The sequence below is a fragment of the Pedobacter hiemivivus genome (genome assembly GCF_004331685.1).
Classification (GTDB): Bacteria; Bacteroidota; Bacteroidia; order Sphingobacteriales; family Sphingobacteriaceae; genus Pedobacter; species Pedobacter hiemivivus.
Genome location: NZ_SJSM01000009.1, coordinates 39,653 through 65,221, shown reverse-complemented (window position 1 = coordinate 65,221; position 25,569 = coordinate 39,653). Strand labels below are relative to the sequence as shown.

Sequence of the window (25,569 nt, the reverse complement as noted above, 5' to 3'; positions counted from 1 at the left end):
GTTTTTAAACATTAATAGAAAAACAAAAAAAGAACAATGCCAACCATTCAACAATTAGTTAGAAAAGGTAGAGTAGCACTGGAGTTCAAGAGTAAGTCTCCGGCGTTGGACAGTTGTCCACAGCGAAGAGGTGTATGTACACGTGTATATACGACTACCCCTAAAAAACCAAACTCAGCAATGCGTAAAGTTGCGCGTGTACGTTTAACCAATGGTAAAGAGGTTAACGCTTACATCCCTGGAGAAGGTCACAACCTACAGGAGCACTCAATCGTATTGATCCGTGGTGGTCGTGTTAAAGATTTGCCAGGTGTACGTTATCACATCATCCGTGGAGCATTAGATACTTCAGGTGTTGCTGGTCGTAACCAACGTCGTTCAAAATACGGAACAAAACGCCCTAAGCCAGGACAAGTAGCTGCGGCACCAACAAAAGGTAAAAAGAAATAATTAGGAGGAAAACAAAATGAGAAAGTCAAAACCAAAAAAGAGAATCATTCTTCCTGATCCAAAATTTAACGATGTTCAGGTGACCCGTTTCGTAAACAATATGATGTTTGACGGAAAGAAATCTATCGCTTATTCAATTTTTTATGATGCTGTAGAATTAGCAGAGAAAAAAGTTGGTGAGAACGGATTAGAAATCTGGAAACGCGCTTTAACTAATGTAATGCCTGCAGTAGAGGTTAAGTCACGCCGTGTTGGTGGTGCTAACTTCCAGGTACCTACAGAGGTTAGACCTGACCGTAAGATTGCTTTAGGTATGAAATGGTTAATTTCATATGCACGCAAACGTGGTGAAAAAACAATGAAAGAGAAATTAGCAGGTGAAATCGTTTCAGCAGCTAAGGGTGAAGGTGCAGCAGTTAAGAAAAAAGAAGACACGCATAAAATGGCTGAAGCCAACAAAGCGTTCTCTCACTTCCGTTTCTAATTATATAGAATCATAAAATGTCAAGAGATTTAAAATACACAAGAAATATTGGAATCGCGGCTCACATTGATGCGGGTAAAACCACAACAACTGAGCGTATCCTTTATTATGCAGGTGTTAGTCACAAAATTGGTGAGGTGCACGAAGGTGCAGCTACAATGGACTGGATGGCACAGGAGCAAGAACGTGGTATCACTATTACTTCTGCTGCTACAACTGTTTTCTGGCCTTACCGTGGTAACAAATATCAGGTAAACGTTATCGATACTCCTGGACACGTGGATTTTACCGTAGAGGTAAATCGTTCATTGCGTGTTTTGGACGGATTGGTGTTTTTGTTTTCAGCTGTTGATGGTGTTGAGCCTCAATCTGAAACCAACTGGCGTTTAGCTAACAACTATGCGGTTCCTCGTATTGGTTTCGTTAACAAAATGGACCGTTCAGGAGCTGACTTCTTAAAAGTTGTTAAGCAGGTAAAAGATATGTTGGGCAGTCATGCTGTTCCATTGCAATTACCTATCGGTTCTGAAGATAACTTTACTGGTGTTGTTGATTTAATCAATAACAGAGGTATTGTTTGGAATGAGCATGATAAAGGTATGACCTTTACTGAGGTGCCTATTCCTGAAGATATGGTTGAAGAGGTTGCACAATGGAGAGAGAACTTATTAGAAGCTGTTGCTGATTATGATGAATCATTAATGGAGAAATTCTTTGATGATCCAAACTCAATCACTGAGCGTGAGATTCTTGATGCATTGCGTAAAGCAACTTTAGATGCTAAAATCGTTCCTATGGTTTGCGGTTCATCTTTCAAAAACAAAGGTGTTCAAACCATGTTGGATTTGGTAATGGAATTATTGCCTTCGCCAATGGATGTTGATGGTATCACTGGTACCAATCCTGAAACTGGTTTAGAAGTAACCCGTCAACCGGATGTAAATGAGCCTTTTGCAGCTTTAGCGTTTAAAATTGCAACAGATCCTTTTGTAGGTCGTTTATGTTTTATCCGTGTTTATTCAGGTAACTTAGATGCAGGTTCGTACGTTTATAACGCACGTTCTGAAAACAAAGAGCGTATTTCTCGTATCTTCCAAATGCATGCAAACAAGCAAAACCCAATCCCTAACGTAGGTGCCGGTGATATTGCTGCTGTAGTAGGATTTAAAGATATCAAAACTGGTGATACACTTTGTGATGAGAAACATCCAATTGTTCTTGAATCAATGGATTTTCCAGAGCCAGTTATCGGTTTAGCTATTGAGCCTAAAACTCAAGCTGATGTTGATAAATTGGGTATTGGTTTATCTAAATTAGCTGAAGAGGATCCTACATTTAGGGTTCAGACTGATCAGGAGACTGGACAGACTGTAATCTCTGGTATGGGTGAGCTTCACTTAGATATCTTGATTGACCGCTTAAAACGTGAGTTTAAAGTTGAGGTTAACCAAGGTGCACCACAGGTAGCTTACAAAGAAGCAATCAATGGAACAGTTCAACATCGTGAGACTTATAAAAAACAATCTGGTGGTCGTGGTAAATTTGCGGATATCCAAGTTGTTATTTCTCCTATCGATGCGGATTGGGAAAAAGGTGGCTTGCAGTTTGTAAATGAAATTTCTGGTGGTTCAATTCCTCGTGAATTTATTCCATCTGTTGAAAAAGGATTTGCAGCATCTATGGCTAATGGAGTATTGGCTGGTTATCCACTACCAGACATGAAAGTTCGTTTAATTGATGGTTCATTCCACGCAGTCGATTCAGATGCTTTATCATTTGAGCTTGCTGCTAAAATGGCTTACCGTGAAGCATTACCTAAATGTAACCCTGTATTGATGGAGCCTATCATGAAAATCGAAATCCTTACCCCTGAAGAAAACATGGGTGATGTAATCGGTGATATGAACCGTCGTCGTGGTCAACTTTTAGGAATGGATACACGTAATGGTGCTCAAGTAATTAAAGCAACTGTGCCTCTTTCTGAGATGTTTGGTTATGTAACTCAGTTACGTACCATTACTTCTGGTCGTGCAACTTCTACAATGGAATTTGATCACTACGAACCAGCTCCTAAAACTGTACAGGATGAAGTAATTGCTAAATCAAAAGGTAGAGTTAAATCTGCAGAATAATAAAATAAATCAGCAACCGGTTATTAATAGCTCTAACCGGTTGCTTTAATACATATATTATGAGCCAAAGAATTAGAATCAAATTAAAATCTTACGATTATAACTTGGTAGATAAATCTGCTGAGAAAATCGTGAAAACTGTTAAACCTACGGGTGCAGTGGTTAGCGGACCTATTCCGTTGCCTACAGAAAAGAAAATCTTCACTGTTTTGCGTTCACCACACGTGAACAAAAAAGCACGTGAGCAATTTCAATTATGTGCTTACAAGCGTTTGTTAGATATTTACAGCTCTAACTCAAAAACAGTTGATGCATTAATGAAACTTGAATTACCTAGCGGTGTTGAAGTAGAAATTAAAGTTTAACTATATTTGACAGTTAAATGGAAAAGCCTTCCCGAGATGATCGGGAAGGCTTTTCTATTTGTGGATGTTTACTAGCCGCGGCTTTTTAATTCGTCTATCTTGTTGCGTTCATCTTGAAGTTCTCTTGCTAGTTTTTTCTCTTTATCATTTGCTTTAGTTTTGTAGGACTGGTATTCCTGCGCGATTTCTTCATATAGGTTGCTGCGATATTTTGCTTCATGCATATACTTAGCAGATCTCAGTATGAGAAAGGCAAGGGCAGCAGCCAGTCCAATGATCAAGCTCCATACAATGGTGTTGTAGGTTGACTTGGCAAATGATATCCCCAGGAAATTGATTTCGTTTATTTTTGCATTTGTGCCAGCCAATGCACTTTCTTTTCCGCTGATTTGACTTTTTAAATCGGCGATATCCTTTTCTTGTGCTTTAAGTTTCTGGTTTGCATTCGTAAGTTGTTTGCGTGTTGTGGAGAGTGTGTCGCTAAGGTTTTTCCAGAAAGCGCTAATTCTACCAGGGTTTACAAGTTTATAGCCGTTTATGGTTTTGGACTTTGTAAGCAATAATTGGTATTGTCCTTTTAAACTTGGGTCAACTTTAGTAGAATCATTGGTTAACTGGCCCTGAGCGTTGAAGCTAAGTATTAAAGCCGAAATAATAGGGAGTATTATTTTTTTCATCATATGGGTATTGGTTTATCTCTAATTTAACTATGATATTTTAATTTTATTGTGTTCTGGCTGGAGATAGTATATTTGCAGCAATGTCGGTATTACTATTTACAATTATAGTTTTGATAGGGGCTTTTTTGGCCGGATTGGTGGGCTCGCTTACTGGGCTAGGTGGTGGAGTTATTATTATTCCATTGTTAACACTTGTACTTGGAGTAGATATTCATTATGCTATAGGTGCATCAATCATATCAGTAATTGCTACTTCATCGGGTTCGGCAGCAGCTTATGTTAAGGAAGGGATCACAAACATTCGGATAGGGATGTTTTTAGAGGTCGCTACCACCATAAGTGCAATAATTGGCGCGATAGTAACTGTCTTTATTAATCCAAGCTACATCGCTGTTATTTTTGGTTTAATCCTTTTGTTTTCTGCAGCGATGATGATTCGTAAGAAGGTAGATCATTCTGACAATGATACTTCTGGTAAGCTGGCAGTTTTCTTTAAACTGAATGGTACTTACCCTACTGAGGGTGGAATTAAGAAGTATGCGGTACACAATGTGATCGGAGGATTCTTGATGATGTTTGTTGCTGGTATTATCTCTGGTTTGCTGGGGATTGGTTCTGGAGCCTTGAAGGTAATTGCGATGGACAATATTATGCGGATTCCGTTTAAGGTGTCTACAACAACCAGTAACTTTATGATGGGGGTAACTGCTGCTGCAAGTGCCATTGTTTATCTTCATCGTGGGCAGATTGATCCTGGAATAGCTATGCCTGTAACTGTAGGGGTGTTGCTTGGGGCTACGATCGGTTCTAAAATATTGGTGAAGACAAAGACTGATAAGCTAAAAGTGGTGTTTGCTGTTGTGGTTACATTTTTAGCGATTCAAATGATTTACAATGGATTATCTGGTAACTTATGATTAAGGAGAGTAAGAATTTTTTTGCAGATAAGGATATACAGGTCATTTTGGGTACCCTATTGCGAGTTGGGGTGATTTCATCTATGACTGTTGTGTTTATTGGTGGACTTATCTATTTGTTCTTTAACTATGCAAACGTAGTTGATTATGATAAGTTTGATTCTGGAAAGTCTGGATTGTCTTCAGTTGGGGCAATTTTTGAAGGTTTAAAAACAATGGATGGCGCTGCTATTATCCAATTTGGCACATTGTTATTGATTTTTACACCTGTAGCCAGGGTTGTTTTCTCGGTGTTTAGCTTCTTGATTGAGCGTGATTACCTATATGTTTTGATCGGTTTGATGGTTTTGTCCATTATCTTATATAGTTTAAGCGATAAGTTGGTTGGTTAAAAACTAACTTTAATTGTATGCTATCCAGTGAAAACAAATTTTTAGCAATTATTTGAAAATATATTTAGCTAACTATTTGAAAATTAAGATTTCTTTCTTATTTTTGCCCTCCCTTAAGTGGGATGTGTATCCACCTTGAACGAAGCCCTACTGCTTCGATGGGTGTTAATTTAAAAAAAGAAAATGTCAGGTATTATTGGAAAAAAAGTAGGAATGACCAGCATATTCGACGCAGATGGTAAGAACATACCATGTACTGTGATCGAAGCTGGACCTTGTGTTGTAACACAGGTAAAGACCGAAGAGAAAGACGGTTACGTTTCAGTTCAGTTAGGTTTCGACGAAGCCAAAGAAAAGAACACTACCATGCCTCTTAAAGGCCACTTTGCGAAAGCAAGCACTACCCCAAAACGTAAATTGGTTGAATTTGAACCGTTTGAAGAGTCACTTAACTTAGGTGATACTGTAACGGTAAGCATCTTTAACGAAGGCGATTTTGTGGATGTAGTTGGTACGTCAAAAGGTAAAGGTTTCCAGGGTGTTGTAAAACGTCATGGTTTCGGTGGTGTTGGTGGACAAACTCACGGACAGCACAACAGGATGCGTGCTCCAGGTTCATTGGGTGCTGCTTCGTATCCTTCTCGTGTATTTAAAGGTATGCGTATGGCGGGTAGAATGGGTGGAGACAGAGTAAAAGTTCAGAACTTACAAGTTTTGAAAGTTTATGCTGATCAAAATCTAGTTGTAGTTAGTGGTTCCATTCCAGGAGCTAAGGGTTCTTACGTAATCTTAGATAAGTAAGCAGATGGAAGTTAAAGTATTAAACATTTCAGGAAAAGAGACAGGTGCCAAGGTGCAACTTCCTGAGTCGGTTTTTGGCATAACGCCTGTTGACCACGCAATTTATTTAGATGTTAAACAGTATTTGGCTAATCAACGTCAAGGTACTCACAAGTCTAAGCAACGTAATGAGATTGCTGGTTCAACCCGCAAACTATATAAGCAAAAAGGTACTGGTGGTGCTCGTGCCGGAAGTATTAAATCTCCATTGTTCAATGGTGGTGGTCGTGTATTTGGCCCTCAGCCACGTGACTATAGTTTCAAATTGAACAAAAAATTAAAATCATTAGCACGTAAGTCTGCTTTATCATACAAAGCTCAAGACAATAATGTTGTGGTTTTAGAAGATTTTACTTTTGATTCGATCAAAACTAAAAACTATATCAATTTGGTTAGCGCATTAAACTTGGCTAACGAAAAGACATTGTTGGTTTTACCTGCACAAAATAACAATATCTATTTATCAAGCAGAAACATTCAGAAAGTGAAAGTAATTACTGCAGATCAGTTAAATACTTATGATGTATTGAACTGTGGCAAACTTTTGTTAACTGCGGATTCTGTTAAAACAATCGAGGAGGCATTTGCCAAGTAATATGGAATTTTTAAAGAAACCAATATTAACAGAGAAAGCTTCTGCATTAACAGAAAAGTCTAACCGCTTTACTTTTAAAGTAGAACCCAAAGCAAATAAATTGCAGATTAAGGGAGCCATAGAAAAAATGTACGGCGTTCACATTTTAGCCATTAATACAATGGTTGTAAATGGGAAAGTTAAGTCCAGAAATACTAAGGGCGGATTAGTTACGGGACGTACCCCGAAATATAAAAAAGCTATTGTAACCCTGGCAGCAGGCGAAACAATTGATTATTACTCGAATATTTAATAAGAATTGAATAATTTATAACTATGGGCTTAAGAAAATTTAAACCAGTCACTCCGGGAACCCGCTTTAGAGTAGGTGCCAGTTTTTCGGAGATTACAGCAACCAAGCCCGAAAAATCATTGGTTGTATCTTCTAAGAAATCGGGAGGACGTAACAATACAGGAAAGATGACTATGCGCTACATGGGTGGTGGCCACAAAAAATCTTACCGTTTAATTGACTTTAAACGTGATAAGTTTGATATTCCTGCAACAGTAGCTACTGTTGAATACGATCCAAACCGTACTGCACGTATTGCATTATTACATTATGTAGACGGCGAGAAGCGTTATATTATTGCACCGGAAGGTTTGCAAGTAGGGCAGAAGGTAGTGTCGGGTGATACCGCAACTCCTGAGGTGGGAAATACTTTAAAATTGAGCAATATTCCTTTGGGATCTATTGTACACAACGTGGAGATCAATCCAGGTCGTGGTGCTCAGTTGGCACGTAGCGCTGGTGCTTATGCACAATTAGCTGCTCGTGATGGTAAATATGCTACATTGAAAATGCCTTCAGGTGAAGTAAGATCTATCTTAGTTACTTGTTTAGCAACAATCGGAGCTGTTTCCAATTCAGATCATGCAAATGAAGTGTTGGGTAAAGCTGGTCGTAAACGTTGGTTGGGCCGTCGTCCGAGAACACGTCCAGTTGCGATGAACCCGGTAGATCACCCTATGGGTGGTGGTGAGGGTCGCTCATCAGGAGGTCAGCCTCGCTCAAGGAACGGTGTATATTCTAAAGGATATAAAACTCGTTCACTTAAAAAATACTCAAATCGTTTCATCATAGAGAAAAGGAAGAAATAATGGCTCGTTCGATTAAAAAAGGACCTTATATTGACCATAACGTAGAGAAGAAAGTAGTCTCTATGAATGATTCAGGCAAAAAGTCTGTCATTAAAACTTGGTCTCGCAGATCAATGATCTCACCAGATTTTGTGGGTCATACATTTGCAGTGCATAACGGTAATAAATTTATACCGGTATACGTAACAGAAAACATGGTTGGTCATAAGCTGGGAGAGTTTGCTCCAACCAGAACATTTAGGGGTCACTCTGAAAAGAAAAAATAATTAGAAGATGGAAGCAGTAGCGAAATTAAACAATTGTCCAACCTCACCGCGTAAGATGCGTTTGGTTGTAGATCTTATCAGAGGTGAGCGTGTTGAGAAAGCTTTACATATTTTAAAGTTTACCAATAAAGAAGCAGCAATAAGAGTTGAGAAACTATTATTATCAGCTATCAAAAACTGGGAAACTAAAAATGAAGGTTCTCGCCCTGAAGAAAACCAGTTATACGTGAAAACGATAATGGTAGGCGGTGGTCGTCAGTTAAAAAGATTAAGACCAGCACCTCAAGGACGTGGTTACAGAATACGTAAGCGTTCAAACCATGTAACTTTGGTAGTAGATAGTAAAAACGTTGAAACTCAAACTAATTAACAGAAATGGGACAAAAAGCACATCCAATAGGTAACAGGTTAGGAATCATCAAAGGTTGGGATTCTAACTGGTTCGGTGGCAACAACTATGCTGATAAATTAGTTGAGGACGAAAAAATAAGAAAATACCTTTCTGTACGTATCGCAAAAGGCGGCGTGTCAAAAGTGGTTATCGAGCGTACGTTAAAGCGTATCACGGTTACAATCCACACGGCTCGTCCAGGTATTGTGATTGGAAAAGCAGGAGCTGAGGTTGATAAGATCAAAGAAGAGTTGAAGAAATTGACTAAAAAGGAAATTCAAATCAACATTTTTGAGATCAAACGTCCTGAGCTTGATGCACAATTAGTAGCAGAAGGTGTTGCAAAACAATTAGAGGCAAGGATTTCATTCCGTAGAGCAATGAAATCTACTATCGCATCAACAATGCGTATGGGTGCTGAAGGTATCAAAATTATGACCTCTGGTCGTTTAGGTGGTGCTGAGATGGCTCGTAGCGAACAGTATAAAGAAGGAAGAATTCCTTTGCATACTTTCCGTGCAGACATTGATTATGCATTAGCAGAAGCTTTGACTACTTATGGTAAAATAGGTGTTAAAGTTTGGATCTGTAAAGGTGAGGTTTACGGTAAACGTGATCTTTCTCCTAACATCGGTGCAACTAACAATGCTCCTGGTAAACCAGGTGGCAGACCAGAAGGTGCATTTGGTGGCAGAGACAGAGATAACCGTGGCGGTGGCGACAGAAGAAACGATAACCGCGGTGGTGGTAATCGTGGCGGAAGAGGCCCTGGTCAAGGCGGTCCTGGTGCAGGAAATAATAGAGGCGGAAATACTCAGAATAGAGGTCCTCGTAAATAATTAGTTAACAAATCGTTTAACGATAATATTAAAATACAATGTTACAGCCAAAAAGAACGAAGTTCAGAAAGATGCAGAAGGGCAGAATGAAAGGTTTAGCAACTCGTGGTGCTGAATTATCATTCGGGTCTTTCGGGATCAAATCTCTAGAGTCGACCTGGATTACCAGTCGCCAGATAGAGGCAGCCCGTATCGCCGTAACTCGTTTCATGAAACGTGAAGGTCAGGTATGGATTAGAATATTCCCTGACAAGCCGATTACTAAGAAACCAGCTGAAGTACGTATGGGTAAAGGTAAGGGTGCTCCAGAATACTGGGTATCAGTAGTTAGAGCTGGACGTATCATTTTTGAAGCCGAAGGTGTTCCTTTAGAAGTTGCTAAAGAAGCAATGCGTTTAGCCGCTCAAAAATTACCGATCCAAACAAAATTTGTAGTACGTAGAGATTACGTAGAAGCATAATTAGTATAGGGTTGAATGTTGTAAGTAACTTGTTATTACAACCTCTGGACCCGCAATATAAAAATTAATAAAATGAAGAACTCAGAAATTACAGGGCTTTCACAAGAAGAGCTAGTAGCCAGGATTGCAGAAGAGACAGAAAACTTAGTTAAGTTAAAGTTTGCGCATACAATTTCGGCTATAGAGAACCCAAGCCGCATTAGCAAGGTTAGGAGAAATATTGCCCGATTAAATACTGAAGTGACTAAGCGTAAAGCTGAGTCTGCTACTGAAACTAAATAACTTTAGAGTCGAAATGGAAAGACAATTAAGAAAAACAAGAACCGGGTTGGTGGTAAGCAACAAGATGGATAAATCTATTGTTGTAGCGGTAGAACGTAAAGTGAAACACCCGATCTATGGTAAGTTTGTTAAGAAAACTACCAAATTTATGGCTCATGACGAGAAAAACGATTGCGGTATTGGAGATACAGTACTGATCATGGAGACTCGTCCGCTGAGTAAAAACAAGAACTGGAGATTAGTGGAAATTTTAGAAAGGGCTAAATAACATGGTACAACAGGAATCAAGATTAAACGTAGCCGACAATAGCGGCGCAAAAGAAGTATTGGTTATCCGTGTACTTGGTGGTACTGGAAAGAGATACGCTTCTATTGGTGACAAAATCGTTGTTACCGTTAAAAGTGCATTACCTTCTGGAAACATTAAGAAAGGAAGCATTTCTAAAGCAGTTGTAGTAAGAACAAAGAAAGAGATCAGACGTAAGGATGGTTCTTATATTCGTTTTGACGACAACGCCGCAGTATTATTAAATGCACAAGATGAGCCGCGCGGTACACGTATTTTTGGCCCGGTAGCAAGAGAACTGCGTGAAAAACAATTCATGAAAATTGTATCATTAGCACCGGAGGTATTATAAAATGAAAAATAAAGTAACTACACCAAAAATAAAAATCCGTAAGGGTGATTTAGTAAAGGTTATTGCCGGCGATTCAAGAGGTCAGCAAGGAACTGTGCTTTCAGTATTAATTTCTAAAAGCAGAATTCTTGTAGAAGGTGTTAACCTTGTATCAAAACATACAAAACCAAATGCTGCTAACCCTAATGGTGGTATCATTAAAAAAGAGGCTGCTCTTCATATTTCTAACGTAGCGCTGATTGATCCTAAAACGGGTGCAACTACGCGCGTTGGCAGAAAGCTTAATGCTGATGGGAAATTAGTTAGGGTATCTAAAAAATCAGGAGAGGAGATCAAATAATGGCTTACGTACCAAGATTAAAAAGTAAATATAAAGAGGAAATTGTAACTGCACTTAAAGATAAGTTCAATTACAAAAGCGTTATGCAGGTTCCTAAGTTAGAGAAAATATCTATCAACCAAGGGGTTGGTCGTTTCTCTGTAACTGACAAAAAGATTATGGATAGCTCTATTTTAGAGATGACTACAATCGCAGGTCAGCAAGCAGTTGGAGCGAAATCTAAAAAAGATATCTCAAACTTTAAATTGCGTAAAGGTATGCCAGTAGGTGTACGTGTAACTTTACGTGATAACAACATGTATGAGTTTTTAGATCGTTTAATTTCCGTAGCTTTGCCACGTATCCGTGATTTCAAAGGTATCAATGATAAAGGTTTTGATGGTAAAGGAAACTACACTTTAGGTGTAACTGAGCAAATCATCTTCCCTGAGATCAACATCGATAAAATCAGCAAGATTTTAGGTATGGATATTACATTTGTAACATCTGCTGCTACTGACGTTGAGGCATTGGAACTTTTAAAACAATTTGGCTTACCATTTAAAAACCAAAAAACAGAACAATAATGGCAAAAGAAGGAGTAAAAGCTCGCGAAGTTAAGCGCCAAAAATTGGTTGCTAAATATGCAGAAAAACGTGCAGAACTTAAAGCTGCAGGTGATTACGAAGGATTAGATAAGTTACCAAAAAACTCATCAGCAGTACGTTTACACAATCGTTGTAAATTAACTGGCCGTCCTCGTGGATATATGCGTACTTTCGGTATATCAAGGGTATTGTTCCGTGATATGGCTTTAGCAGGAAAAATTCCTGGAGTAAGAAAAGCAAGCTGGTAATCCCAGCTTACTTGTGTTTAGGGTTCAATGCCCTAAACAATAAACAAAAACATTAACCGATGGCAGGTCGTCTCGAATAGGTCGGGAAGGAAACCACTATCACAATTATATAACAATGAATACAGATCCAATAGCAGATTATCTTACAAGAGTAAGAAATGCCATCAAGGCAAATCACAGAATTGTAGAGATTCCTGCATCAAACCTGAAAAAGGAAATTACTAAAGTACTTTTTGACAAAGGTTACATCGCTAACTACAAATTTGAAGACACTACGGTTCAAGGAATAATCAAAATCGCTTTGAAATACAATGCGATCACGAAAATCCCTGCTATCCGCACGTTAACTCGTATTAGCAAACCAGGTTTAAGGCAGTATGCCGGCGTAGAGAATATGCCAAGAGTATTAAATGGTTTAGGTATTGCAATCTTGTCTACATCTAAAGGTGTTATGACAGATAAAGAAGCGGCTAAACTTAACATTGGTGGCGAAGTTTTGTGTCACGTTTATTAATTAAAGGAGGATAACAAAATGTCAAGAGTAGGAAAAGCCCCAATTAATGTACCTGCAGGCGTAACAATTACGGTATCTAAAGATAACGTAGTAACTGTTAAAGGCCCTAAGGGAGAATTAACTCAAGCAGTAGATTCAGATATCACTGTAAGTCAAGAAGAAGGTGTATTAACAGTACAACGTCCTTCAGAGCAAAAAAGACACAAAGCATTACATGGTTTATACCGTGCTTTGATCAATAATATGGTTGTTGGTGTAACAGAAGGTTACAAGATTTCTCAAGAACTGGTAGGTGTTGGTTACCGTGCTACAAACACAGGTAATACATTAGACTTAGTTTTGGGTTATTCTCACCATTACGTGTTCCAATTACCGGTAGAGATTAAAGTGACTACAACCTCAGAAAAAGGTCAGACTCCTAAAATCATTTTAGAAAGTATTGATAAGCAATTGATAGGACAAGTAGCAGCGAAAATCCGTTCGTTACGTGCACCAGAACCATATAAAGGTAAAGGTATCAAGTTTGTAGGCGAAGTGTTAAGAAGAAAAGCAGGTAAATCAGCTTCTAAAAAATAATCATCATGGCAGGGAAAAAATTATCTCGTAGAGATCGTATAAAAAAAGGAATCAGAAAAAGAATTACAGGTTCTGATAGCCGTCCACGTTTATCGGTATATAGAAGCAATAAAGGAATTTATGCTCAAATCATTAACGACGTAACCGGCAGTACAATTGCTTCAGCTTCATCTTTATCAAAAGACTTTTCTGGAACTGGAAACAAATCTGAACAATCAGTAGCTGTAGGTAAATTAGTAGCTGAAAAAGCTATTGCAGCTGGTGTTAAAGAAGTAGTTTTCGACAGAAATGGTTATTTGTACCACGGACGTGTTAAATCGTTGGCGGAAGGTGCGCGTGAAGCTGGTTTAGTATTTTAATCTGAAAATAGGATAAGAATGTCAACTATCAATATAAAAAGAGTTAAGACTAGCGAGATCGAATTAAAAGATCGTTTAGTTAGCATACAACGCGTTGCCAAAGTAACCAAAGGTGGTCGTACTTTCAGCTTTTCAGCCATCGTGGTTGTTGGAGATGAGAACGGAATCGTAGGTTACGGATTAGGTAAAGCGAAAGAGGTAACAGAAGCAATTGCAAAAGGAATTGATGATGCTAAAAAGAACTTAGTTAAAGTTCCTATTTTACATGGTACTGTTCCTCACGAGCAAATCGGTAAATTCTCGGGTGGTTTTGTATTAATCAAACCAGCTGCAGTAGGTACAGGTGTTATTGCTGGTGGTGCGATGCGTGCTGTATTAGAGAGTGCTGGTGTACATAACGTATTAGCAAAGTCAAAAGGTTCATCAAATCCTCACAACGTGGTAAAAGCAACAGTAGATGCTTTAACAAAAATGCGCGATGCTTATACCGTTGCACAACAACGTGGTGTTGATTTAAATAAAGTTTTTAACGGATAATATTATGGCTAAGATCAAAATAACCCAGATAAAAAGCATTATCGACAGAAGCGAACGCCAAAAAAGAACGATGCAAGCTTTAGGTTTAACTAAAATGAACCAAAGCGTAGAAGTTGAAGCCACTGCTGCCATTATCGGAATGGTTAGAAAAGTGAATCACTTAATAGCAATAGAGAGTATATAATTTATTAAAAGGTTGTTAATGTAGTTAATATAATTACATTTGCAACCTTTGTATATTGTTTCACCGTTGCCCTGATTAGTGAAAGCGAAGGGCAGCACAATAAGTTTCAAAATGAACTTAAGTAATTTAAAACCTGCAGCAGGTTCTACTAAAAATAGTAAGAGAATTGGTCGTGGTACCGGATCTGGTCGCGGTGGTACTTCCACTCGTGGTCACAAAGGTGCTGGATCTCGCTCTGGTCACAAAACCAAAATCGGTTTTGAAGGTGGTCAGATGCCATTACAACGCCGTGTACCTAAGGTAGGTTTCAAACCTATTAACCGTGTTGAATACGTTGGTGTAAACTTAGACGTATTGCAAGGTTTGGCAGAAAAGTTTAACTTAACAAGTATAGATTTCGCAACCTTGCAAGAGCATGGTTTGGCATCTAAAAATGACTTAGTTAAAGTTTTAGGTCGTGGTGAAGTTAAATCTAAGATAGAAGTTAAAGCACATGCTTTTTCTGCAACTGCACAAAAAGCTATTGAGGCTGTTGGAGGCTCAATCGAAAAATTGTAATTAATGAAGAAGCTGTTTACTACTTTAAGTAATATTTGGAAAATTCAAGAATTGAAAGAGCGTATAGTTTATACGCTCATGATTCTTTTAGTTTATAGGTTTGTATCTCACGTGGTTTTACCAGGTGTAGACGCAACACTTTTAGGCGATAATACTAAGTCAGGCATTTTAGGTCTGTTGGATATGTTTGCTGGGGGATCATTCTCTCGGGTATCTATATTGGCCTTGGGTGTTATGCCTTATATTTCAGCCTCTATTGTAGTTCAGCTATTAGGTATTGCCGTTCCTTCTTTTCAAAAAATGCAAAAGGAGGGTGAAAGCGGAAGAAAGAAACTTAATCAGATTACACGCTATTTAACTGTAGCCATTACTGCTGTTCAGGCGATTGGTTATGTTAAAACTCAAGTTCCTGCTGAAGCTATCGTTATTGATCATGGCTTATTCTTTGTTCTTGCAACATTTGTTTTGTCTGCAGGTACATTGTTTGTGATGTGGTTAGGCGAGAAGATTACAGATAAAGGTATTGGTAACGGTATTTCACTAATCATTATGGTTGGTATCATTGCTCGTTTACCTGTAGCATTATCGCAGGAAGTAAGCTCAAGAGTTGTTGGTGAAGGTGGTGGATTGATCGCGCTTGTACTTGAAATTGTTGCTCTTTTTGCGGTTGTGATGTTTACCATCATGATTGTTCAAGGTGTACGTAAAGTTCCTGTTCAATATGCTAAAAGGATTGTTGGTAACAGACAATTTGGAGGAGTAAGACAGTATATCCCTTTAAAGGTTAATGCTGCTGGTGTAATGCCAATCATTTTTGCTCAGGCATTGATGTTTATTCCTGCAACTTTAACAGGTTTCTTTCCTTCATTACAAAATACCTGGTTGATTCAGTTTAGTGATTATACCTCATTGGCATATAGTTTAACATTTGCATTTTTAATTATTGCATTTACATTCTTCTATACTGCTATAACTGTGAATCCAACTCAAATGTCGGATGATATGAAGAAGAATGGTGGATTTATACCAGGTATTAAACCGGGTTTATCTACATCGTCATTTATTGATGATGTGATTTCTAAGATCACGTTCCCAGGAGCAATTTTCTTAGCGATCATCGCGATACTTCCTTCAATTGCTGTTAAATTTGGAATCAAATCTGAGTTTGCACATTTTTATGGAGGAACATCTTTATTGATTTTAGTGGGCGTTGTTTTGGATACATTGCAACAGATTGAAAGTTATTTGTTGATGCGTCATTATGATGGATTAATGAAAACAGGTAGAGTTACCGGTCGCACAGGAATTCCTGCTGAGAGCGGTAGTAATGCCGTGATTTAATATATAGAAATGTCTAAGATCTATTATAAATCAAAAGAAGAAGTAGAACTCATTAGAGAAAGTTCTTTACTGGTATCAAAGACTTTGGCTGAAGTGGCCAAAGTCATTGGTCCAGGGGTTACAACCCAGGAACTAAATGATCTTGCAGAAACGTTTATTAGAGACCATGGTGCTATACCAGCTTTTTTAAACTATAATGGATTTCCTTATTCCTTATGTATTTCGCCAAATGAACAAGTAGTTCATGGTTTTCCTGGCGATTATAGAATTAAAGAAGGAGATTTGATTTCTGTTGATTGTGGTGTAATAAAGAATAATTTTTTTGGTGACTCTGCTTATACATTTTCAATCGGTGAGGTGGATGCGGAGCGGAAGAAGCTAGTAGATGTTACACAGGAATGCTTGAAGCTTGCAATTGAAAAGGCTGTAGTTGGTTCTAGAATAGGTGATGTTGGGTATGCGGTGCAGGCTTATGCTGAAGCAAATGGATTTGGAGTAGTAAGAGAATTGGTTGGTCATGGTGTTGGGGTGAAATTACACGAGAAACCTGAGGTGCCTAATTATGGCAGACGGGGGAGTGGAATTAAGCTTGAGGAGGGGATGGTTATTGCCATTGAGCCTATGATCAACGCAGGTACAGCAGGTGTTAAATTTTGGTCAGATGGCTGGACAGTAACCAGTAAGGATAGTAAGCCATCCGCTCATTTTGAACACACTGTTGCGATAAAAAAGGGTAACGCAGACGTTTTATCAACCTTTTCATTTATTGAAGAAGTTTTAAAAGAAAAAAAGTAAATAATTAAATTTTTTTATTTAATTTTGCGTCCCTGTTTAATAGCAGCTAATTAAGTAAAAATCAATATTATATGGCTAAACAAGCCTCGATTGAACAAGACGGTGTAATAAGAGAAGCACTATCAAATGCTATGTTCCGGGTAGAACTGGAAAATGGCCACGAGATTATCGCTCATATCTCTGGGAAAATGAGGATGCATTATATCAAAATTTTACCAGGGGACAAAGTCAAATTAGAGATGTCGCCTTACGATTTATCAAAGGGCAGGATTACTTATAGATATAAATAAAATGAAAGTTAGGTCATCAATTAAAAAACGTAGTGCTGATTGCAAGGTTATTCGTCGTAAAGGTAAACTTTACGTTATAAACAAGAAAAACCCTAAATTTAAGCAACGTCAAGGTTAAGACATTATTGAAGTATGATATAGATTGGATGTACAGGTTACTCAATCTGTACTGCATTCAGATAATCAAACATTAGTATAAAATATGGCAAGGATATCAGGTATTGATTTACCAAGAAACAAAAGAGGCGAGATTGGATTAACCTATATCTTCGGAGTAGGTAGATCAACTGCACAACGTATATTGACGGAAGCAGGTATCGATTTAAACAAAAAAGTACAAGATTGGTCTGATGATGAGTTATCAGCAATCCGTACCATCATTAACGACAGCATTAAAGTAGAAGGTGCTTTGCGTTCAGAGGTTCAATTGAACATTAAACGTTTAATGGATATCGGATGTTACCGTGGTTTACGTCACAGAAAAGGTTTGCCTGTACGTGGTCAACGTACTAAGAACAACTCTCGTACACGTAAAGGCAAGAGAAAAACAGTTGCAAACAAGAAAAAAGCTACTAAATAAAATTAGTACTGAATAATAATTATGGCTAAGAGTAAAAAAGTTACCAAAAAGCGTATTGTTGTTATTGAGCCTGTTGGACAGGCACACATCAATGCTACGTTTAACAATATCATTGTTACCTTAACAAATAACAATGGTCAAACTATTTCATGGTCTTCTGCAGGTAAAATGGGATTCAAGGGTTCTAAAAAGAACACTCCATATGCGGCAGGTCAAGCTGCATCTGATTGCGGTAAAGTAGCATTTGACTTAGGTCTACGTAAAGTAGAGGTTTTTGTTAAAGGTCCTGGTTCTGGTCGTGAATCTGCAATTAGAACATTGCAAGTTTCAGGTATCGAAGTAACCTCGATCAAAGATATTACACCGCTTCCACACAATGGATGTCGTCCTCCTAAGAAGAGAAGAGTTTAATTTATTAATTTTTAAAGCTAAGAGTCTGCAGCGTAAGGTTGCATGATACTTTAAAACAAAAAGCAATGGCAAGATATACAGGACCAAAGTCCAAAATCGCCCGTAAATTCAGAGAACCAATTTTTGGTCCTGATAAAGTACTAGACAGAAAAAACTACCCTCCTGGGCAACATGGTGCTTCAAAAAGAAGAGGTAAGCAGTCTGAGTACGCCGTACAGTTAATGGAAAAGCAAAAAGTGAAATATACTTATGGTGTATTAGAGCGTCAATTCCGTAACTTATTTACTAAAGCGTCAGCACGCGGAGGTATTACAGGTGATAACTTATTACAATTATTAGAAGCTCGTTTAGATAACACAGTTTACAGATTAGGTATTGCTACAACACGTTCAGCTGCTCGTCAGTTAGTTAGCCATAAACACGTGACAGTTAACGGTGAGGTAGTAAATATACCATCATATCAATTGAAATCTGGTGATGTTATCGCTGTGCGCGAAAAGTCTAAAACTTTAGAAGCTATTACTAATTCAGTAGCTGGTAGAGTAATCAATAAATTCAATTGGTTAGACTGGAACGCAAGTGAATTAACAGGAAAGTTCTTAACTTATCCTAATCGCGACGAGATACCAGAAAATATCAAAGAAAACCTTATAGTAGAGTTATACTCTAAGTAATATATTTAGTTAATTGCCTTTATCGGCAATTAACTTTTTTACGTTACATAAATTTAATAACGATCTAAAAACATTATAAATGGCAATTTTAGCATTTCAGAAACCCGATAAAGTAATCATGCAGAAATCAACTGATTTCGATGGTACATTTGAGTTCCGCCCTTTAGAGCCCGGTTTCGGTGTAACAATTGGTAATGCCTTAAGAAGAATATTGCTTTCTTCTTTAGAAGGTTATGCCATTACAAGTATTCGTTTTTCAGGCGTATCTCATGAGTTCTCTACAATGAAAGGTGTTGTAGAAGATTTAACAGAAATTATTCTTAATTTAAAACAAGTACGTTTTAAAAAATCAGGAGATGCTGGCGATTCAGAGAAAGTTTTTATTTTAATTAATGGACAAGATCAGTTTTTAGCTGGGGACATTACTAAATTCTCAAACAACTTCGAGGTGCTTAACCCTGATTTCGTTATTTGTAACATGGAGAAATCTGTTACTTTAGAGGTGGAATTAACCATTAATAAAGGACGTGGTTATGTGCCTGCTGAGGAAAATAAAATCAATGATGCTGTAGTTGGTGTGATCGCAATCGATTCGATCTTCACTCCAATGAAAAATGTAAAATACACGATTGAAAACTATCGTGTTGAGCAAAAAACAGATTATGAAAAATTAATATTAGATATTTCTACAGATGGTTCAATCCATCCTGAAGAAGCACTTAAAGAAGCTGCGAAGATTTTAATCCAGCACTTTATGTTGTTCTCTGATGAGAATTTAGTATTAGAATCTCAAGCTAAAGAAGAAACTAAAGAAGTTGATGAGGAAATCTTGCATATGCGTAAGATCTTAAAAACTGAATTAGTGGATTTAGATCTTTCAGTTCGTGCATTGAACTGCTTAAAAGCAGCTGATATACGCACTTTAGCTGATCTGGTTTCTTATGATGTTGCTGATATGTTAAAATTCAGAAACTTCGGTAAAAAATCTTTAACAGAGATACAAGAACTTGTTAAATCTAAAAGTTTATCTTTTGGCATGAACTTGTCAAAATTTAAATTAGACGAAGAATAATAAGTACAGAATATAAATAACAATATTGTTAATAGTATATAATTCCCTCGGATTCAATTCATAGAGACGGTATATGCTGAATAAATCAAAAAATGAGACACGGTAAGAAAAACAACCACTTAGGAAGAACAGATTCACATCGTAAAGCGATGTTGGCTAACATGGCTTCATCGTTAATTAAACATAAAAGGATTTCAACTACTTTAGCTAAAGCAAAAGCTTTACGTATGTATGTTGAGCCAATTATTACAAAATCTAAAACTGATACTACACATTCACGTCGTATTGTATTTAGTTATTTACAAGATAAAGAAACTGTTACTGAATTGTTCCGTGATATCGCAGCGAAAGTTGCTAACCGTCCGGGTGGTTATACCAGAATCATTAAGTTAAACAATCGTTTAGGTGATAACGCTGAGATGGCATTAATCGAATTGGTTGATTACAATGAGGTTTATGGTAAAGAAACAGAAGCTGCTGAAAAGAAAACTACTCGTCGTGGTAGAAGCAAAGCTAAAGCTACTGATGCTCCTGCTGCTAAAGCAGAAGTTGCAGTTGAAGAAGCTCCAGCAACTGAAGAAAAATCAGAAGATAAAGGCGAATAATTATTCCCTGATTCAAAATACAGAAGCCCTGTCCGTTATTCGGACAGGGCTTTTTGTTTATAAATTGAATTCCAACTGTTGATCTCCCGGTTTACTCTTGTAATTTCTAAGAATATTCCAGTGGGAGCGATCGTGTTTTAGTAATGTAAAATGGTCTACCGAAAAGTTTGCCTCAAAGCTTTTATTTTTGTATTCCGCATAGATTTGAGAAAACTGATCTTTCAGATCTCTGTAGGCAATAGTGATATGTGGGCTAATCTGGCTTCGCGGTTCTTTTGCTAGATCCCCAAGGATTTTTTTAATATTTCTGAATAGTTTAGTGATTTCTGAGTTAGCCAGGGCTTTTATAAATACGACCTCATTGCCAACGAATGCATCATAGTTTTCTAATTTCTGGGTAAATGGTTCGAAATTCCTGGCGGCCTCGAGACTGTTGATCAACTGTGACTCAAAAACATCATCTAAGTTTTGTAGGAATAGGAGAGTAATGTGAACTGGTGGTCGTAGTGCTTTATAGATTTTGTATTTTTCTGAACATGCTTTTCGAATTTGATCAATTTGCCAACTTAATTCTGGAGGAGGTAAGATGGCAATTAAATAATTGTGTTTCATAAAGCCAATTTACTATAATTTCAAAAGGTTATCTTTGTGAAGTAATTCAAATTCATGTCCAATCAACTCCATTTACAACAATTTCAGTCTCAGTTAGCAGATAGTATTTCTTCCAATGTATTTTTAAAAGCTTCACTTGGTAATTACCAGGGGAATGAAAAGGAACTAAAAAATATTTATGTGCGTAAGGTGAAGATTAAGAGAGCAGATATGCTTTCGTTTAATTATCGTTATAAAACGAGAGACATCTTTAAGAACTTTCCAATTGCTGAGGGGATTACGCTCATCTCTCATTTTGTAAGTAATGACTTTAAAGTATGCACACTGTTTACTACGGAAAAGGAAGTTATATTGGAGCATGGGAAGAAGCAACAAATCTCTTTAAGAGAGAAATTGGTGAGTACAGCTGTGCAACCTACGCTTGCCCATAATAAGGAAAAGAAGAGATTGATTAAGCCAGTTGGAAAGGCTTATTTACAAGAATTGAAGATCACAGATCATGAAGGCAATGTATTTAAAAATGCGCAAGACAAGTATCGTCAAATCAACCAGTATATTGAGATACTAAGTACACTGATTAAAGATCTACCTGCTGGTAAGATTAACAAGGTGGTAGATATGGGATCCGGTAAAGGGTATCTTACGTTTGCTTTGTATGATTACTTGCATAATGTCTTAAAACTAAGTACTCAGGTTACAGGAGTAGAATTTAGAGAAGATCTTGTGAATTTATGTAATGGTATTGCAGCTAGTTCTGAATTTAAACAGCTTGATTTTGTTCAGGGAACAATTGAAGCATATGCCGTAGATGAAATAGATCTGTTGATTGCACTGCATGCTTGCGATACGGCAACTGATGATGCTATTTTTAAGGGGATAAAGGCAAATGCCGAACTAATTGTAGTGGCGCCCTGTTGCCATAAACAGATTAGAAGGGAAATGGAAAAGAGTAAAGTTAAAAATGGTGTTTCTTTTTTAACTAAGTATGGGATTTTCATGGAGCGACAAGCTGAAATGGTAACTGATGGATTAAGGGCATTGGTACTTGAATATTTTGGTTATAAAACAAAAGTATTTGAATTTATTTCGGATGCGCATACACCTAAGAATGTACTGGTAGTTGGCATTAAATCTAAGGGCACTAAGGTAGCTGATGGTGTGTCGGAGTCTAGGAAAGCAGAGATTCTTGAAAAGATAAAAGAAACTAAGGCTTATTTTGGAATTGGATACCATCATTTGGAAAGATTATTTGCACTAGAGAACTAGCGTTTATGTGCATTTCTGTCATACTGTCACATTTTTGTAATCGCTTTCGGACATAAAATTCGTTAATTATTCATTGTACGAATGATTTTCTGCCAAAACTCAATTGGCACATTGCTTGTTAAACAGATATAAATAATAAAAGATTTCATAACATAAAGAGAGATAAATAACATGTCAAAAATTATTGGTATAGACTTAGGAACAACAAACTCTTGCGTAGCCGTAATGGAAGGTAACGAACCTGTAGTTATAGCCAACAGTGAGGGTAAACGTACTACGCCATCCATTGTTGCATTTGCAGAGAATGGTGAGCGTAAAGTTGGTGAGCCGGCTAAACGCCAGGCGATAACTAACCCAACAAAAACAATTTATTCAATTAAGCGCTTTATGGGTAGCAGCTTTGCTGAGGTTAGTAAAGAAGCAGCGCGCGTGCCATATAAAGTAGTAAAGGGCGACAACAATACACCACGTGTAGAAATTGACGACCGTAAATATACTCCTCAGGAGCTTTCTGCAATGATTTTGCAGAAAATGAAAAAGACTGCAGAGGATTTCTTGGGTCATGAGGTAACTGAAGCCGTTATTACGGTTCCTGCTTACTTTAATGATGCTCAGCGTCAAGCTACAAAAGAAGCTGGTGAAATTGCAGGTTTAACTGTAAAACGTATCATCAATGAGCCAACTGCAGCTGCTTTAGCTTACGGTTTAGATAAAGCTCATAAGGACATGAAAATCGTTGTGTTTGACTGCGGTGGTGGTACTCATGACGTTTCTGTACTTGAATTAGGTGATGGTGTATTTGAAGTAAAATCTACTGATGGTGATACTCACTTAGGTGGTGATGACTTTGATCATATCATTATCGATTGGTTAGCTGATGAGTTTAAAAACGAAAATGGTATGGATCTTCACCAAGATCCAATGGCATTACAACGTTTAAAAGAAGCTGCTGAAAAAGCTAAAATTGAGCTTTCAAGCACGACTTCAACTGAAATCAATCTTCCTTATATCACTGCCGATGCAACAGGACCTAAACACCTTGTTAGATCATTAAGCCGTGCTAAATTTGAGCAATTGGCTAGTGATTTAATCAAACGTACAATTGATCCTTGTAAATCTGCTTTGAAAAATGCTGGTTTAAAAACAAGTGATATTGATGAGATCATTTTAGTTGGTGGTTCAACACGTATTCCTGCTATCCAGGAAGCAGTAAAAGCTTTCTTTGGTAAAGAACCATCTAAAGGTGTAAACCCTGATGAGGTTGTAGCTATTGGTGCTGCAATTCAAGGTGGTGTATTAACTGGAGAAGTTAAGGATGTATTGTTATTAGATGTTACTCCACTTTCTTTAGGCATTGAAACTATGGGTGGTGTAATGACTAAGTTAATTGAAGCTAACACTACTATTCCTTCTAAAAAAGCAGAAACTTTCTCTACTGCTGCTGATAACCAGCCTTCTGTAGAGATCCATATTTTACAGGGAGAGCGTCCAATGGCTGCTCATAACCGTACAATTGGTCGTTTCATTTTAGATGGTATTCCACCAGCTCCACGTGGAGTTCCTCAGGTAGAAGTAGCATTTGATATTGATGCGAATGGTATCTTACACGTAAGTGCTAAAGATAAAGCTACTGGGAAAGAGCAAAAAATCCGTATCGAAGCTTCTTCAGGTTTAACGGATGAAGAGATCAAAAGGATGAAAGAAGAAGCAGAGCAAAATGCTGATGCTGATAAATCTGCTAAAGAAGAAGCTGAGAAAATCAATGGTGCTGATGCTTTAATTTTCACAACTGAGAAACAATTAAAAGAGTTTGGCGACAAACTTTCTGCTGATAAAAAAGCACCTATTGAAGAAGGTTTGAAAAAACTTAAAGATGCTCATGCAGCAAGAAACTTTGCTGATATTGATGCAGCTCAGGAAGAATTGCAAAATGCATGGAATGCTGCTTCAGAAGAGATGTATAAAGGTGGTCAGGACGGTGCACAGCCAGAAGCTGGTGCAGAAGGTCAGGCTAGCGGACATGCTGCTGATAACGGCGATAACGTTACTGATGTTGACTTCGAAGAAGTTAAAGACGACAAAAAGTAATCGTTGATTTCTATAAAAAGGAAAGGCCCTTGATCATTGATCAAGGGCCTTTCCTTTTTATAATTGATGTAGATTAATTCCAAAGGTTTTCAGGATAGGTGCCATTTTTAACTAGCTCATCTATACAGTTTTGTACAAATGGTTTATCCTCTTTATAAGTTACACCAAACCACTGGCTATCCGTAGGGATAACTTTAAAGCTTGCTGCATTGCTTTTAACTAGGTTCTCGCCAATTAAAGGAATAAAGAACTCCGCTTTAGGCTTATCTTTGTTCGCTAAAGCAAATACTTTAAACAAGTCTTCAGTTAGTTTAAATACTGCTGGTGTAAATCCCCAGAAGTTCATTGAAACAGGCGTATTATACTCTAAAGGATACTCTACACCATTTTCTTCATAAACGATAGCATCTCCTTTTTTATAAACTTGTGTACGCTCTGTAATTTCTTCCAGGTAACCTGCGTCACTAGTTTTGCAAACTCCGCGAGAAACTGATCCAAAATCAGATAGGGTTTTTCCAATCTGGTAGCCAACGATAGAGTAATTACTATCCGTTGCTTCATTATTTAGAAAGTCTACCATTTTACTGAAAGCATCAAAGCCATAATAATCATCGGCATTGATTACACAAAATGGTTCTTTAATGGCATTTCTAGCCGAAAGAATGGCATGAGCCGTTCCCCATGGTTTTTCACGATAGATTTCTTCTTCGATTCCAAACTGTTTTAAATCAAAGTTTTGGAATACATAATCTGTCTCAATTTTACCACTCAGCTTTGGCTCAAAAATAGCTTTAAAGTTATCTACAAATTCTTCCTTGATGATAAAGACTACTTTGCCAAAACCTGCCTTTATTGCATCGTGTATTGAATAGTCGATAATAGTTTCGTCGTTTGGACCGAAGCCATCAATTTGTTTCATGCTGCCATAACGGCTCGCCATACCGGCGGCTAATATTAGTAGGGTAGGTTTCATTCAATTAAAATAATGAATTGGTTAATAATCAATGTAAACGTTAAAATTTTAAAGGGCTAAAATACATTTTTTGATTCATCTAAGAAT

At 37.6% G+C, this 25,569-nt stretch carries 40 protein-coding genes; 37 read left to right on the top strand and 3 right to left on the bottom strand.

Going from position 1 to position 25,569, the window contains the following annotated elements:
* Positions 1-36: 36 nt before the first annotated feature.
* Genes rpsL through rpsJ form a run of 4 tightly spaced genes read left to right on the top strand, consistent with a single transcriptional unit; the run spans position 37 to position 3,431 of the window.
* Positions 37-450, top strand: a complete 414-nt coding sequence (gene rpsL, locus EZ444_RS15150; protein ID WP_008244597.1) for a 30S ribosomal protein S12 — start codon at positions 37-39, stop codon at positions 448-450.
* A gap of 16 nt (positions 451-466) precedes the next feature.
* Positions 467-934: a 30S ribosomal protein S7 gene (rpsG, locus tag EZ444_RS15145; RefSeq protein WP_090777471.1), complete on the top strand. Its 468-nt coding sequence runs from the start codon at positions 467-469 to the stop codon at positions 932-934.
* 17 nt (positions 935-951) lie between these two features.
* Entirely contained in the window at positions 952-3,066 is a 2,115-nt protein-coding gene (fusA, locus tag EZ444_RS15140) for an elongation factor G (RefSeq protein WP_131609998.1), read from the top strand.
* A gap of 59 nt (positions 3,067-3,125) precedes the next feature.
* Positions 3,126-3,431, top strand: a complete 306-nt coding sequence (gene rpsJ, locus EZ444_RS15135) for a 30S ribosomal protein S10 (RefSeq protein ID WP_008244591.1) — start codon at positions 3,126-3,128, stop codon at positions 3,429-3,431.
* 71 nt (positions 3,432-3,502) lie between these two features.
* Here the strand turns inward: rpsJ and EZ444_RS15130 are convergent, their stop codons facing one another.
* Positions 3,503-4,111, bottom strand: a complete 609-nt coding sequence (locus EZ444_RS15130) for a hypothetical protein (protein ID WP_225874742.1) — start codon at positions 4,109-4,111, stop codon at positions 3,503-3,505.
* Between the two features lie 80 nt (positions 4,112-4,191).
* Here EZ444_RS15130 and EZ444_RS15125 point away from each other — a divergent pair, with 80 nt between their 5' ends.
* The 31 genes from EZ444_RS15125 to rplQ all read left to right on the top strand — a co-directional run bounded on the left by EZ444_RS15125 (position 4,192) and on the right by rplQ (position 20,543).
* A complete protein-coding gene (locus EZ444_RS15125) occupies positions 4,192-5,028 on the top strand; it encodes a sulfite exporter TauE/SafE family protein (protein WP_131609997.1) in 837 nt (278 codons plus the stop codon).
* Entirely contained in the window at positions 5,025-5,420 is a 396-nt protein-coding gene (locus EZ444_RS15120; RefSeq protein ID WP_131609996.1) for a DUF1634 domain-containing protein, read from the top strand. Before EZ444_RS15125 ends, EZ444_RS15120 begins: the two co-directional genes overlap by 4 nt.
* 183 nt (positions 5,421-5,603) lie before the next feature.
* On the top strand, positions 5,604-6,221 hold the full coding sequence (rplC, locus tag EZ444_RS15115; RefSeq protein WP_090777459.1) for a 50S ribosomal protein L3: 618 nt from the start codon (positions 5,604-5,606) through the stop codon (positions 6,219-6,221).
* Positions 6,222-6,225: 4 nt separating this feature from the next.
* Positions 6,226-6,855 carry a 50S ribosomal protein L4 gene (rplD, locus tag EZ444_RS15110; RefSeq protein ID WP_131609995.1) on the top strand — a complete coding sequence of 210 codons (630 nt, stop codon included), beginning with the start codon at positions 6,226-6,228 and terminating at the stop codon, positions 6,853-6,855.
* Position 6,856: 1 nt separating this feature from the next.
* Positions 6,857-7,147: a 50S ribosomal protein L23 gene (gene rplW / locus EZ444_RS15105; RefSeq protein ID WP_090777455.1), complete on the top strand. Its 291-nt coding sequence runs from the start codon at positions 6,857-6,859 to the stop codon at positions 7,145-7,147.
* 23 nt (positions 7,148-7,170) lie between these two features.
* Positions 7,171-7,995 carry a 50S ribosomal protein L2 gene (gene rplB, locus EZ444_RS15100; protein ID WP_131609994.1) on the top strand — a complete coding sequence of 275 codons (825 nt, stop codon included), beginning with the start codon at positions 7,171-7,173 and terminating at the stop codon, positions 7,993-7,995.
* Complete coding sequence (gene rpsS, locus EZ444_RS15095) at positions 7,995-8,261, top strand: 30S ribosomal protein S19 (protein ID WP_008244581.1); 267 nt, start codon at positions 7,995-7,997, stop codon at positions 8,259-8,261. The genes rplB and rpsS overlap by 1 nt, the downstream gene beginning before the upstream one ends.
* A 7-nt stretch (positions 8,262-8,268) precedes the next feature.
* Complete coding sequence (gene rplV, locus EZ444_RS15090) at positions 8,269-8,631, top strand: 50S ribosomal protein L22 (RefSeq protein ID WP_090777451.1); 363 nt, start codon at positions 8,269-8,271, stop codon at positions 8,629-8,631.
* A gap of 5 nt (positions 8,632-8,636) precedes the next feature.
* Complete coding sequence (rpsC, locus tag EZ444_RS15085; protein WP_131609993.1) at positions 8,637-9,491, top strand: 30S ribosomal protein S3; 855 nt, start codon at positions 8,637-8,639, stop codon at positions 9,489-9,491.
* 38 nt (positions 9,492-9,529) lie between these two features.
* Positions 9,530-9,952 carry a 50S ribosomal protein L16 gene (gene rplP, locus EZ444_RS15080; RefSeq protein WP_131609992.1) on the top strand — a complete coding sequence of 141 codons (423 nt, stop codon included), beginning with the start codon at positions 9,530-9,532 and terminating at the stop codon, positions 9,950-9,952.
* 72 nt (positions 9,953-10,024) lie between these two features.
* Positions 10,025-10,234, top strand: a complete 210-nt coding sequence (gene rpmC / locus EZ444_RS15075) for a 50S ribosomal protein L29 (protein ID WP_131609991.1) — start codon at positions 10,025-10,027, stop codon at positions 10,232-10,234.
* Between the two features lie 13 nt (positions 10,235-10,247).
* Entirely contained in the window at positions 10,248-10,502 is a 255-nt protein-coding gene (rpsQ, locus tag EZ444_RS15070) for a 30S ribosomal protein S17 (protein WP_048907439.1), read from the top strand.
* A 1-nt stretch (position 10,503) separates the two neighbouring features.
* A complete protein-coding gene (gene rplN / locus EZ444_RS15065; protein ID WP_090777443.1) occupies positions 10,504-10,872 on the top strand; it encodes a 50S ribosomal protein L14 in 369 nt (122 codons plus the stop codon).
* A gap of 1 nt (position 10,873) precedes the next feature.
* Complete coding sequence (gene rplX, locus EZ444_RS15060; RefSeq protein ID WP_131609990.1) at positions 10,874-11,212, top strand: 50S ribosomal protein L24; 339 nt, start codon at positions 10,874-10,876, stop codon at positions 11,210-11,212.
* Positions 11,212-11,778, top strand: a complete 567-nt coding sequence (gene rplE, locus EZ444_RS15055; protein WP_090777441.1) for a 50S ribosomal protein L5 — start codon at positions 11,212-11,214, stop codon at positions 11,776-11,778. Before rplX ends, rplE begins: the two co-directional genes overlap by 1 nt.
* The gene (gene rpsN, locus EZ444_RS15050) at positions 11,778-12,047 is read left to right on the top strand and encodes a 30S ribosomal protein S14 (protein WP_131609989.1); all 270 of its coding nucleotides are present in this window, start codon (positions 11,778-11,780) and stop codon (positions 12,045-12,047) included. The genes rplE and rpsN overlap by 1 nt, the downstream gene beginning before the upstream one ends.
* A 115-nt stretch (positions 12,048-12,162) precedes the next feature.
* Complete coding sequence (rpsH, locus tag EZ444_RS15045) at positions 12,163-12,561, top strand: 30S ribosomal protein S8 (protein ID WP_090777439.1); 399 nt, start codon at positions 12,163-12,165, stop codon at positions 12,559-12,561.
* 18 nt (positions 12,562-12,579) lie between these two features.
* Complete coding sequence (rplF, locus tag EZ444_RS15040; RefSeq protein WP_131609988.1) at positions 12,580-13,137, top strand: 50S ribosomal protein L6; 558 nt, start codon at positions 12,580-12,582, stop codon at positions 13,135-13,137.
* A gap of 5 nt (positions 13,138-13,142) precedes the next feature.
* Positions 13,143-13,496, top strand: coding sequence for a 50S ribosomal protein L18 (gene rplR / locus EZ444_RS15035; protein WP_131609987.1), 354 nt, complete (start codon positions 13,143-13,145; stop codon positions 13,494-13,496).
* An 18-nt stretch (positions 13,497-13,514) separates the two neighbouring features.
* Positions 13,515-14,033, top strand: coding sequence for a 30S ribosomal protein S5 (gene rpsE / locus EZ444_RS15030; RefSeq protein ID WP_131609986.1), 519 nt, complete (start codon positions 13,515-13,517; stop codon positions 14,031-14,033).
* A gap of 4 nt (positions 14,034-14,037) precedes the next feature.
* Positions 14,038-14,217 carry a 50S ribosomal protein L30 gene (rpmD, locus tag EZ444_RS15025; RefSeq protein ID WP_090777433.1) on the top strand — a complete coding sequence of 60 codons (180 nt, stop codon included), beginning with the start codon at positions 14,038-14,040 and terminating at the stop codon, positions 14,215-14,217.
* 111 nt (positions 14,218-14,328) lie between these two features.
* Positions 14,329-14,775: a 50S ribosomal protein L15 gene (rplO, locus tag EZ444_RS15020; RefSeq protein WP_090777431.1), complete on the top strand. Its 447-nt coding sequence runs from the start codon at positions 14,329-14,331 to the stop codon at positions 14,773-14,775.
* Between the two features lie 3 nt (positions 14,776-14,778).
* On the top strand, positions 14,779-16,116 hold the full coding sequence (gene secY / locus EZ444_RS15015) for a preprotein translocase subunit SecY (RefSeq protein WP_131609985.1): 1,338 nt from the start codon (positions 14,779-14,781) through the stop codon (positions 16,114-16,116).
* A 9-nt stretch (positions 16,117-16,125) separates the two neighbouring features.
* The gene (gene map / locus EZ444_RS15010; protein ID WP_131609984.1) at positions 16,126-16,911 is read left to right on the top strand and encodes a type I methionyl aminopeptidase; all 786 of its coding nucleotides are present in this window, start codon (positions 16,126-16,128) and stop codon (positions 16,909-16,911) included.
* Between the two features lie 71 nt (positions 16,912-16,982).
* Positions 16,983-17,201, top strand: a complete 219-nt coding sequence (infA, locus tag EZ444_RS15005; RefSeq protein ID WP_008244555.1) for a translation initiation factor IF-1 — start codon at positions 16,983-16,985, stop codon at positions 17,199-17,201.
* Position 17,202: 1 nt separating this feature from the next.
* Complete coding sequence (gene ykgO, locus EZ444_RS15000; protein ID WP_008244551.1) at positions 17,203-17,319, top strand: type B 50S ribosomal protein L36; 117 nt, start codon at positions 17,203-17,205, stop codon at positions 17,317-17,319.
* A gap of 84 nt (positions 17,320-17,403) precedes the next feature.
* Positions 17,404-17,781, top strand: a complete 378-nt coding sequence (gene rpsM, locus EZ444_RS14995; RefSeq protein ID WP_090777426.1) for a 30S ribosomal protein S13 — start codon at positions 17,404-17,406, stop codon at positions 17,779-17,781.
* A gap of 21 nt (positions 17,782-17,802) precedes the next feature.
* Complete coding sequence (rpsK, locus tag EZ444_RS14990; protein ID WP_048907426.1) at positions 17,803-18,192, top strand: 30S ribosomal protein S11; 390 nt, start codon at positions 17,803-17,805, stop codon at positions 18,190-18,192.
* A 65-nt stretch (positions 18,193-18,257) separates the two neighbouring features.
* Positions 18,258-18,866, top strand: a complete 609-nt coding sequence (rpsD, locus tag EZ444_RS14985) for a 30S ribosomal protein S4 (protein WP_131609983.1) — start codon at positions 18,258-18,260, stop codon at positions 18,864-18,866.
* Positions 18,867-18,945: 79 nt separating this feature from the next.
* Positions 18,946-19,938 (top strand): DNA-directed RNA polymerase subunit alpha, encoded by a 993-nt coding sequence (locus tag EZ444_RS14980; protein WP_090777424.1) that lies wholly within the window; start codon positions 18,946-18,948, stop codon positions 19,936-19,938.
* Between the two features lie 92 nt (positions 19,939-20,030).
* Positions 20,031-20,543, top strand: coding sequence for a 50S ribosomal protein L17 (gene rplQ, locus EZ444_RS14975; RefSeq protein WP_131609982.1), 513 nt, complete (start codon positions 20,031-20,033; stop codon positions 20,541-20,543).
* A gap of 57 nt (positions 20,544-20,600) precedes the next feature.
* Here rplQ and EZ444_RS14970 read toward each other — a convergent pair whose 3' ends face one another.
* On the bottom strand, positions 20,601-21,155 hold the full coding sequence (locus EZ444_RS14970; protein WP_131609981.1) for a 2'-5' RNA ligase family protein: 555 nt from the start codon (positions 21,153-21,155) through the stop codon (positions 20,601-20,603).
* 54 nt (positions 21,156-21,209) lie between these two features.
* On the opposite strand from EZ444_RS14970, the gene EZ444_RS14965 reads away from it, so the two are divergent.
* Entirely contained in the window at positions 21,210-22,421 is a 1,212-nt protein-coding gene (locus tag EZ444_RS14965) for a class I SAM-dependent methyltransferase (RefSeq protein WP_131609980.1), read from the top strand.
* Positions 22,422-22,592: 171 nt separating this feature from the next.
* Positions 22,593-24,509, top strand: coding sequence for a molecular chaperone DnaK (gene dnaK, locus EZ444_RS14960; RefSeq protein ID WP_131609979.1), 1,917 nt, complete (start codon positions 22,593-22,595; stop codon positions 24,507-24,509).
* A 73-nt stretch (positions 24,510-24,582) separates the two neighbouring features.
* On the opposite strand, the gene EZ444_RS14955 is transcribed toward dnaK, so the two are convergent.
* Complete coding sequence (locus EZ444_RS14955) at positions 24,583-25,482, bottom strand: nucleotidyltransferase family protein (RefSeq protein WP_131609978.1); 900 nt, start codon at positions 25,480-25,482, stop codon at positions 24,583-24,585.
* Positions 25,483-25,569: the final 87 nt, after the last annotated feature.